Consider the following 9871-nt stretch of genomic DNA (forward strand, 5'->3'; position numbering starts at 1 on the left):
TAAATTTAGACATAGTAAAAGACCTAAAAGTGTCTCACTTTTAGGTCTCACTTCATATCACAAAATTGTGATACTTTTTTATTCTGTGCAATAATTGCTATAATTGATGAAAAATCTTATTCAGGTAAATTTAATGAAAAAAGAAAATCAAACAAATATTGCAACTGGTTTAACCGAAGCTGAGGTTAAGCAGAGAGTTGAAAATGGACAAGTTAATCAAGCGGTGGATAATCAGTTTAAAACGAACGGGCAAATTATTAAAAAAAATGTTTGTACCTACTTTAACCTGATCTTTTTAGTCTTAGCAATTTTACTGTTAGTTGTTGGTGCTTACCGCGACCTGACCTTCTTGCCAGTAATTATTTTGAATACGGTCATTGGGATTATTCAGGAAATTAGTGCCAAGCATACTTTAAGCAAATTAAGCGTGATGAATGCGACCGAAGTAACGGTCCTGCGTGATAGTAAGAAAGTTAAAATTCCAATTGAAAAACTGGTTGTCGATGATGTGGTTATTTTGAAAACAGGTGACCAAATTCCGGCAGACGCACAGGTTGTTAAGGGCAATATCCGGGTTAATGAAGCTCTTCTAACGGGTGAATCAGATGAAATCAGCAAGGATCTAGGTTCAAAGTTAATGTCTGGTTCCTTTGTCGTTTCTGGTGAGGCTTATGCCCAGCTAGTAAAGGTCGGCAAAGATTCTTACATTTCCAAACTGACCATGAAAGCCAAATCTATGGGTGGCGTTGAGCAGTCTGAGATGGTGCGCTCGATCAACGGAATAATTAAGTGGGTTGGAATTATCATTATTCCCCTTGGAATTGCGTTGTTCAGCCTGAGTTTCTTTAAGAATCACGCATCATTTGCACATAGTATCGTTTCTATGGAAGCCGCTGTTTTAGGGATGATTCCGGAAGGGCTTTACCTTTTAACTACTGTCGCCCTGGCTTTATCGGCTGTTCGCTTGGCCCGGAAGCAAGTTATGCTGCATGATATGAAGAGTGTTGAAACCTTGGCGCGGGTAAACGTGCTTTGTGTTGATAAGACCGGGACCATTACTGAACCCAAAATGGCTGTTGCCAAAACGATAAATTCACGTGCTTTTAGCGGACAAAATTTGGATTTATTAATTGGTGATTTTTCTAAAAGTATGCCAGCAGACAATGCAACCATGAAGGCTATTCACACATATTTTAAGACTGGCAGTGGTCAAAAAGCCGATAGTGTTTTGCCTTTTACATCGGTTAATAAATTTTCTGGTGTGATTTTTGGTCAAACTACTATGTTGATCGGGGCGCCTGAGATGATTCTGCGTAAGCAATTTGACCAATATAAAGATGAATTTGAAAAGTATGCAGAAGAAGGCTACCGGGTACTAATTGTTGCTAATTATCCTGGAGTTTTAACTGAAGATGATTCGAAGTTAAGCAAAGATGTTTCTGTTTTAGGTTATATTCTTCTATCTAACCCGATTAGAAAAGAAGCAAAGCCTACTTTTGAATACTTTGGCAAACAAGGTGTAAATATCAAGGTTATTTCTGGTGATAATCCGGTCACTGTTTCACGGGTGGCCGGTCAAGCAGGGATTGTCGGTGCTGATAAATATATTGACGCTCAAGAAATCCACGATGGTAAATATGAGGAAGCTGTTAAAAAATATAACGTGTTTGGCAGGGTGAAACCAGAACAAAAGAAGAAATTTGTGACTGCTCTGCAAAATTTAGGTAACACCGTGGCCATGACTGGTGATGGTGTTAATGATATTTTGGCAATGAAAAAGGCCGATTGTAGTGTTGCAATGGCTTCAGGTAACAGTGCGGCTGTGCAAGCTTCACAGGTGGTCTTACTCGATTCCAACTTTGCAAGAATGCCAGATGTTGTAAATGAGGGACGCAGGGTGGTTAATAATATTCAACGTTCCGCCAGCTTGTACTTAGTTAAAAATATCTTTTCATTCTTAATGGCAATTTTTTCTTTGATTATGGTTGTTAATTATCCATTGCAGCCAGCTCAGATCAGTTTGATCTCTGCCTTCACCATTGGCTTACCATCATTTCTGCTGGCATTAGAAAGCAACCACAACCGTATTCGGGGCAAATTCCTATTAAACGTGTTGACCCGTTCGATTCCTGGTGGGGTAACCGATATGCTAGCCGTAAGTATTTTAGTAGTCGCTAGTTATTACGTTCAGTTAAACACTCATGATGTTGGGACAACGGCCACCCTGCTATTGATTGCCGTCGGGATGATGGTTATGTATCATATTTCTGCCCCGCTAAATAAATTTAGGTTAGGTGTCATGTCATTATCGCTTGTTTGTATAATTGCTTCAATTATCTTTTTGCCACGGTTATTTGCCATGACGATGATCTCCGGCAAGGCTATCTTTATTTTGATAATTCTTTTCTGCGCTGCAACTACGGTGTTTAGATGGTTATCCAAAATTTTAGATGGTATTTGCGAAGTACTTGTTATCTTTGATCAGAAGGGTAAAGATATGACTTTCTCCGATTTAAAGGAAGCTTATATTCGTGGTAAAGATATGGTTAGATAAAAATTTATCAAATACCTTTATTGACAAGATTAAAATTAAATGATAAATTTAATTACAATTCAATTAAAGAAAAACATCTTGAAAAGCAGAGTAGCTATGATACTTGTTTATAAAGAGAGTCAACGCGTTGGTGAAAGTTGATAAACAAGAAGTAGTGAATATGGGCTCGAAATGATGACCGTTAGTGATATTTAGCTGGCGGCGGAGTTGCATCCGTTATTCTTGCAAGCTATTAGTAGATAGCTGTTAAGATTTGTTACGTGAGTAACAGATGAATTAAAGGTGGTAACACGAGCATTCGTCCTTTTATGGGACGGGTGCTTTTTTTATGGAAAAATTTTAGAAGGTGTTCAAAATGAGGAGAAAAAGACGCAGAAACACAATTATTTGGATAATAATTGCAGTTCTTATTTTAATTGCTGCTTGGTTCAGTTTTGGACCAGGAATTAATACTGGCCAGCAGAATAAAACTGTCACAATTGGCGTAGTTGGTGAAAGTAAACCTGAACAGGTCATTTGGAAGAGTGTGGCTGCAACTGCTAAAGAAAAGTATGGCATTAACTTACAGGTAAAGAATTTTACCGATTATAACCAACCTAATAAGGCCTTGAAGTCCGGTGACATTGATTTGAATGCCTTTCAGCATCATGCTTTCTTGAAATCTTGGAATAAAGCCAATCATGGTGGAGTAGTAGCAGTTGGTAAAACAATGATTGCCCCAATTCGGCTTTATTCACGCAAGTACCATAAATTAAGTGCTTTGCCTAATGGTGCTACGATCGCAATTCCAAATGATCCAACTAATGAATCGCGTGCCCTCTTCGTTTTGAAGAATGCTGGATTAATTACGCTACGCAAAGGTAAGTCCTTACTAACGGTTGCTGACATTATGAAAAATCCGAATGGATTGAAATTTAAAGAGGTTAGTGCCGATCAATGTGGGCGTGTCCTTAGTTCGGTTGACGCAGCCGTGGTTAACAATGACTATTCTGGCCCTGCTGGGTTAACGGATAAGCAAACAATTTACGTTGAGCCGATTAACAAAGATTCTGAACAGTGGATCAATATTATCGCTACTAAGAAGGGGCAAAAGAATAATAAAGAATACCAAGATGTAGTTAAAGCTTACCAGACAGAGAAAACTAAGAAGTTATACCGTAAGTTTTATGGCAATACTCAGGTTGCTGCTTGGGATATTAAGTTGAAGTAAAGAAAGGGAGATAACAATGAGTATTATTGATATTAAACACGTAAACGTTGATTTCCCGGAAAAGGAAAATAAGGTTGTCCATGCGGTCCATGACGTATCTTTGCAGGTAGAAAAGGGCGATATTTACGGAATTGTTGGCTTTTCTGGAGCAGGGAAGTCGACGTTAGTTAGAACGGTTAATCTTTTGCAGAAACCAACAGAAGGAGAAATTACCGTTAATGGAAACACCTTTATTAAAGCCGGTAAGCAGGTTATTTCTAATAAAAAGCTGCAGGTAGAGCGCAGGAAAATTGGCATGATTTTTCAAGACTTTAACCTGTTAAACGAAGTTACGGTAGTAGAAAATGTGGCTTTTGCATTAAAACATGCCGGCTTAAATGATGAAGAACTAGAAAAACGGTCATTAGAGTTACTAGACTTAGTTGATTTAAAGGATAAGGCCAATGCTTACCCAGTTGAATTATCTGGCGGGCAGCAGCAAAGAGTAGCCATCGCCAGGGCACTGGCCAATAAACCCAATATTTTGATTTCTGATGAGGCAACGAGTGCGTTGGATCCGCAAAATACCCAACAAATTTTAGATTTATTGAAGAAATTGAATACTAAGTTGAACTTAACCGTCATATTAATCACCCATGAAATGGATGCGGTTAAGAAAATATGTGACAAGGTCGCCGTAATGGAAAACGGACAAATCATTGAAAATGGTGAGCTGCGACAGATATTTTTACACCCGAAAAAAGCTTTGACCAAGCGTTTTGTGGGTGGATCGCTTGAAACAATTAACACCTTGAATTCATTGCACTTGGATACTTTGAATAAAAATGAAGCCATTTACCAGTTGGTATACAGCATTGCCAATGTGACCAAGTCAATTATTATCGATCTCTATAAGAAGATTGGCGTTGAGGTAAGTATGCTTTATGGTAACGTTGAACTCTTAAACGATGAGCCGATCGGTACCTTAGTTGTGATGGTGAAGGGTGACCAAGAAAAGCGTACTAAGACAGTTAGGTTCTTAAAGCAAGAAGAGGTTACGGTTACCCGCTTAGATGAGAAAGGAAATCCATATGATTAGTTGGTTTAGTAAATATTTCCCCAATGTTGTACAACTTGGCTGGAGTGGGGATGCTGGTTGGGGTACTAGTATCTTTCAAACTTTGTTCATGACTTTTTGGTCGGCCATTTTTGGCGGTATCTTAGGAATTATCTTTGGAGTTATTCTTGTCTTAACGAATGAAGATGGTATCAGGCCCAATAAATTTTGGTTTAATGTATGCGATAAAATAGTCTCGATCTTTCGGGCCGTTCCTTTTGTTATTATGCTGGCTTTTATTGCACCCGTAACACAGAAAATTGTTGGGACACAAATTGGGATGAAGGCTGCGTTAATACCATTAACTCTCGGTGTCTTCCCGTTTTATGCCCGGCAGGTGCAGGTTGCCCTTGAAAGTGTAGATCAGGGCAAGATAGAAGCTGCTCAAAGTTTGGGTGCAACGGTAAAAGACATTATCTTTGATGTCTATTTGAGTGAATCCCGTTCTGAACTTGTCAGGGTATCAACGGTTACGATTATCAGTTTGATTGGTTTAACGGCAATGGCTGGTGCAATTGGTGCCGGTGGACTTGGCAACACAGCTATCGCTTATGGCTATAACCGTTTTGATAACGACGTAACTTTAGTTGCAACAGTATTGGTCATTATTTTGATTTTTATTGTGCAAATTGTGGGTGACTTCTTCGCTAAAAGATTGAATCATCAGAGCAGATAAATTATTTTTAGGCAAAACAAAAACCAGCAAGTATTAAATTTAATACTTGCTGGCTTTTTATTATTAAACTTGTTAAAGAACTACTTAACAGCATCCTTTAAAGCCTTGCCTGGCTTAAATGCAGGTACCTTGGTTGCAGGAATAGTTAAGGCCTTACCAGTTTGTGGGTTTCTACCTTTTCTTGCTGCACGGTTGCGAACTTCAAATGAGCCGAAACCAATGATTTGTACCTTGTTGCCCTTAGATAAATCATCCTTGATTGTTTCAACAAGGGCATCGATAACAGCATCTGCATCTTTTTGCTTTAAATCGGTCTTAGATGCAACTTCTTTTGTAAGTTCAGATTTGTTAATTGAAGCCATAAAATGTATCTTCTCTTTCTTTAAAAATCTTACGAAAAACAACACAATTATAAGTCTGGATAAACCGACGACATTGCTAATATAGCACTATGCGCCGCTCCTTATCACTGACTTTTCTTATTTTAACACAGATAATAGTCTATCAACAGAAAAAATGGGGTTATAGCCGCTATTTATAAGATTGTTAGCGTTTTATTTCGATCGAACTAACTTTATCGTCGGTCATTCTTTGCTTTAAAGCTTTGATTATCTGGACGCCTTTGCTGCAACCAATCCGATCAGCACCTGCGCGAACCATTGCTAAAAAAGTATCTGAGTCTCTAATTCCGCCAGCCGCTTTGACGCGAACATCATTTTTAACAATGGCTTTCATTAATTTAACATCTTCGACTTTAGCGCCGGAACTGCCAAAGCCAGTTGAGGTTTTGATGAAATCAGTTTTAACTTCTTTGGCGATTTCAGCTAGTTTTTTGATTTCTTCTTTAGTTAAGTAGCAATTTTCAAAGATGACTTTGCAAGGAATATTGTGTTTGTGGCAAGTTGCTACCATTGCTTGCATCTCTTTTTTGACATAAGCATAATTCTTTGCTTTTAACTCAGTAATGTTAATTACATAATCAATTTCATTAGCACCGTTCTTGATGGCATCTTCAGTATCAAATACCTTTGATGCGATACTTTGTTGACTAAGAGGGAAGGCGATTGCTGCACCTGTATCGATATCTGTTTCTTTCAGCTGTTTTGCACAAAAAGCTGATTGAACCTGGTTAATTGCTACCATTTTAAAGTGGTATTTCTTAGCTTCGTCGCAAAGTTTTTTCATATCTTCGTGCGTCGCGTCAGCGTGTAAATTTGTGTGGTCGATTAGGCGAGCAAAATCGTCAAGTGTGTATTTCATATTTTACATCCTCTCTTTTAATACTATTTAATTTCATAATAAATTTTTGCTTTCAATATAGCAATGGTCGATTGAAAAAAGTACCTATCATTATTAACTAAGAGTAGATATAGGTTAAAAATTGGCAAAAAAGTTAATTAATGCTATATATTTATCAATATTGTACATTTATTTCTTTTCCTGTTAATATAAATTGAAACCGAATTCAGTAAAAAGGAGATCTAGAATATGGTTGATGATAAAACAGTGGAAGCTGTCAAACAAATCAGAAAAGCCTGGAAATCAAACGATGACAAGCGGGATGCAGGATTACCGCATGATATTCCCAATGTTAAACGAATTGATAACGTACAGTACGGTTCTGATGAGAATTGGAATTTATTAGATCTTTATCTGCCTGAAAACGTGGCTGGTAAACTGCCAGTAATTGTTAATATTCATGGTGGTGATTGGATTTATGGTACTAAAGCAACTTATCAATATTATGGTTTAGGTTTAGCTAAACGTGGCTTTGCTTTTGTAAATCCTAGTTTTAAGCTTGGCCCGGATGTCCAATTCCCAGCAGAATTGGATCAGGTTAACCAATATATGCATTGGGTTGATAAAAATGCGGATAAGTACAACTTTGACCGCAATAATGTCTTTATTGTTGGAGATTCTTCAGGTGGCAGTATCGCAGAAGAATATGTTACCTGTTTGACCAACCCAGATTATTGTAAAAAATTTGGTTACGATTTGCCTAACTTAAAATTTAGAGCCGTAGCCTTAAACAGCCCAGTTACTTTCGTAATTGAGACTGGTATCTTAGCTGCTGGCCCACTTGCTAAACCAGCTTCAGGTTATTTCACTCCTGAAGTGATGGCTAAGCCGGAAACGAAGGATGAATTAGAGGTAGAAAATTATATTACTAAAGATTTTCTGCCAACGTTCCTTACCACGGCTAATCAGGATCCGTTACATGATTGTGCCGCTCGCTTGGATGGCTTCTTGAAAGCTAAAGGGGTTGAAGAAGTTTATAAATCTTACGGTGACGATCAACATCCTGAACCGCATGTCTTTATAATTAATCAAAAAGACAGTTTGGCTAACAAGGCTAATGATGAGGAAATAGAATTCTTCACGAAACATATAAAGAAGTAGGAGGCTTTATATAATGAAACAAAAGAAATTACAAGATAGCTGGATGTTCAAAATATCTCTGCTGTCAATCTCCATCTTCTTAATGATGGCACCGGCAATTGCACCAGCCTTACCACTGATGTACAACGCATTTCCGGGTGTTAATAAAGCTGGAGTAGAGACTTTATCAACGGTTCCTAATATTGGTATCGTTATTGGATTGTTAATTAGTCCATTTTTAATTAAATTAATGGGACAAAAAGCTACTATTTTAACAGGATTAATAGTTACGTTGTTAGCTGGAACTTTTCCAATGTATTCCAGTGTTTACACACTCATTTTAATTTCTCGGGCTTTACTTGGCTTTGGAATTGGATTATTTAATTCCCTAGCTGTTAGTTTAATTCCTCAATTCTATAGTAAAGATGAGGATGAATTAGCTACGATGGTTGGTTACCAAAATGTAATGGGTGCTGTAGGTGCTGCTATTGCGGCATTCTTGATTAGCTGGTTAATTACTATTAGCTGGCACGCAGCTTTTGCCATTTACTTCTTGGTAGTTCCTGTCTTAATTCTCTTTGCTATTTATGTACCACTTCCACGAGAGGAACAAAGTGCAGTTGCTGCAAACGATAAAGCTAAGCCTAAACAACATATTAATGGGCAAGTTGTTAAGATTGCGATCTTTATGTTCTTTATTTACCTATTCTATATGACGATCACCTTTAAGCAACCAGCTTTGATTGTACAAGAACACTTGGGAACAGTTAGTGAATTATCTGTTTTAAGTGGGATTATGAACTTAGTTGCCATTCCAGTTGGTGCTTTGTTCGGCTTCTTCTTTAAAAGAATTCATGATAAGATTTTTCCAATCGGTTTCTTGTTAGTTGCATTGGGTTTCTTAATTATTGCACTTTCACCGAACTTTATTGTCCTTACGGTTGGTAACTTTGTTTTAGGAACTGGTTTTGGTTTATCAATTCCTTACATGTATAATTGGCTTGATTGGGCAGCACCGCGTGGTTCTGTTAACTTGGCTACGACAATTGTCTTAGTTTTAATTAATGTTGGTTGTGCTGTTTCACCGATGGTAATGAATGCAATTTCAACTAGTGCAAAGATGGATCTCTTAATTACAGGTATATTCTTTGCCTGCTTCACTGTTTATGCTCTTTGCCACTACTTCAATGTACACAAGAGTGCAAAAAATAAGTAGTTTATTGAAATAAATATAAATGGGAATTTCTACAATGTAGGAATTCCTATTTTTTGTTCAGTAAAATTGATTGTGAAAGCATGATTACTGAATACTATATTTATATATGCTATAATTAACCGTGTTTTAAAATTATTATAAGAAGGGGACATATAAGTGATTTCATCATACAAAAAATTTTGGAGCAATCTTTTTAACTTTTCAGGGACAGCCAGTCGATCCGAATACTGGTGGGCAATTATTCTCAATTATGTATTAGGATTCATCATATTAATGATAGGCAGTGCAATGTTTGATGGCTCAGCTGATATATTTTACTCATATTTCAGTAGACCGATTGTAATTATTACTGCAATTATTTGGATTGGAACTTTATCATTACGATTCAGACGTTTGCATGATACCAATCACTCTGCATGGTGGCTACTAATTGAGTTTGTTCCAGTGATTGGAACTATTTGGTATCTTATATTGATGATTATGCCAACTAAAAGTAATCGTTGGCAATAATAATTATATTTTCCAAGTCAGAAATGGCTCGGATTTTTTATTTTGTGGAAATTTTATAAAAATATTATAGCGAGTTATTTTAAAATATATATCTTACATACTGCTGCAATAGGATTTATAATTTTCATTAATTGGTTTGAACCAATTATTTGCATAGCGTTTAGTTTACTTTACTGAAACTTGAAAGTACTAAAAGTCACCAGAACCCTCGTCGGTTCTGGCTTTTTTGC

Annotated in this window: 9 protein-coding genes; 7 read left to right on the plus strand and 2 right to left on the minus strand. The window is 37.1% G+C overall.

Features of this window, described 5'->3' with window-relative positions:
- The first annotated feature begins 133 nt into the window (after positions 1 to 133).
- The 4 genes from FC77_RS06760 (at position 134) to FC77_RS06775 (ending at position 5536) form a co-directional block, all read left to right on the plus strand.
- On the plus strand, positions 134 to 2554 hold the full coding sequence (locus FC77_RS06760) for an HAD-IC family P-type ATPase (protein WP_056970857.1): 2421 nt from the start codon (positions 134 to 136) through the stop codon (positions 2552 to 2554).
- A gap of 355 nt (positions 2555 to 2909) precedes the next feature.
- The gene (locus FC77_RS06765; protein ID WP_054682190.1) at positions 2910 to 3764 is read left to right on the plus strand and encodes a MetQ/NlpA family ABC transporter substrate-binding protein; all 855 of its coding nucleotides are present in this window, start codon (positions 2910 to 2912) and stop codon (positions 3762 to 3764) included.
- Between the two features lie 16 nt (positions 3765 to 3780).
- Positions 3781 to 4842 carry a methionine ABC transporter ATP-binding protein gene (locus tag FC77_RS06770; protein ID WP_056970859.1) on the plus strand — a complete coding sequence of 354 codons (1062 nt, stop codon included), beginning with the start codon at positions 3781 to 3783 and terminating at the stop codon, positions 4840 to 4842.
- The gene (locus FC77_RS06775; protein WP_054682191.1) at positions 4835 to 5536 is read left to right on the plus strand and encodes a methionine ABC transporter permease; all 702 of its coding nucleotides are present in this window, start codon (positions 4835 to 4837) and stop codon (positions 5534 to 5536) included. Before FC77_RS06770 ends, FC77_RS06775 begins: the two co-directional genes overlap by 8 nt.
- A gap of 80 nt (positions 5537 to 5616) precedes the next feature.
- On the opposite strand, the gene FC77_RS06780 is transcribed toward FC77_RS06775, so the two are convergent.
- Together FC77_RS06780 and deoC are read right to left on the minus strand one after the other, a co-directional pair.
- Positions 5617 to 5898: an HU family DNA-binding protein gene (locus FC77_RS06780; protein WP_054682193.1), complete on the minus strand. Its 282-nt coding sequence runs from the start codon at positions 5896 to 5898 to the stop codon at positions 5617 to 5619.
- A gap of 184 nt (positions 5899 to 6082) precedes the next feature.
- Positions 6083 to 6796, minus strand: coding sequence for a deoxyribose-phosphate aldolase (deoC, locus tag FC77_RS06785; RefSeq protein WP_056970861.1), 714 nt, complete (start codon positions 6794 to 6796; stop codon positions 6083 to 6085).
- Positions 6797 to 7024: 228 nt separating this feature from the next.
- On the opposite strand from deoC, the gene FC77_RS06790 reads away from it, so the two are divergent.
- The 3 genes from FC77_RS06790 to FC77_RS06800 all read left to right on the plus strand — a co-directional run bounded on the left by FC77_RS06790 (position 7025) and on the right by FC77_RS06800 (position 9641).
- On the plus strand, positions 7025 to 7936 hold the full coding sequence (locus FC77_RS06790) for an alpha/beta hydrolase (protein WP_056970863.1): 912 nt from the start codon (positions 7025 to 7027) through the stop codon (positions 7934 to 7936).
- Positions 7937 to 7949: 13 nt separating this feature from the next.
- A complete protein-coding gene (locus tag FC77_RS06795; protein ID WP_056970864.1) occupies positions 7950 to 9131 on the plus strand; it encodes an MFS transporter in 1182 nt (393 codons plus the stop codon).
- Between the two features lie 156 nt (positions 9132 to 9287).
- Complete coding sequence (locus tag FC77_RS06800) at positions 9288 to 9641, plus strand: DUF805 domain-containing protein (RefSeq protein ID WP_056970865.1); 354 nt, start codon at positions 9288 to 9290, stop codon at positions 9639 to 9641.
- Positions 9642 to 9871: the final 230 nt, after the last annotated feature.

The organism is Lactobacillus acetotolerans DSM 20749 = JCM 3825 (genome assembly GCF_001436775.1).
GTDB classification, from domain to species: domain Bacteria; phylum Bacillota; class Bacilli; order Lactobacillales; family Lactobacillaceae; genus Lactobacillus; species Lactobacillus acetotolerans.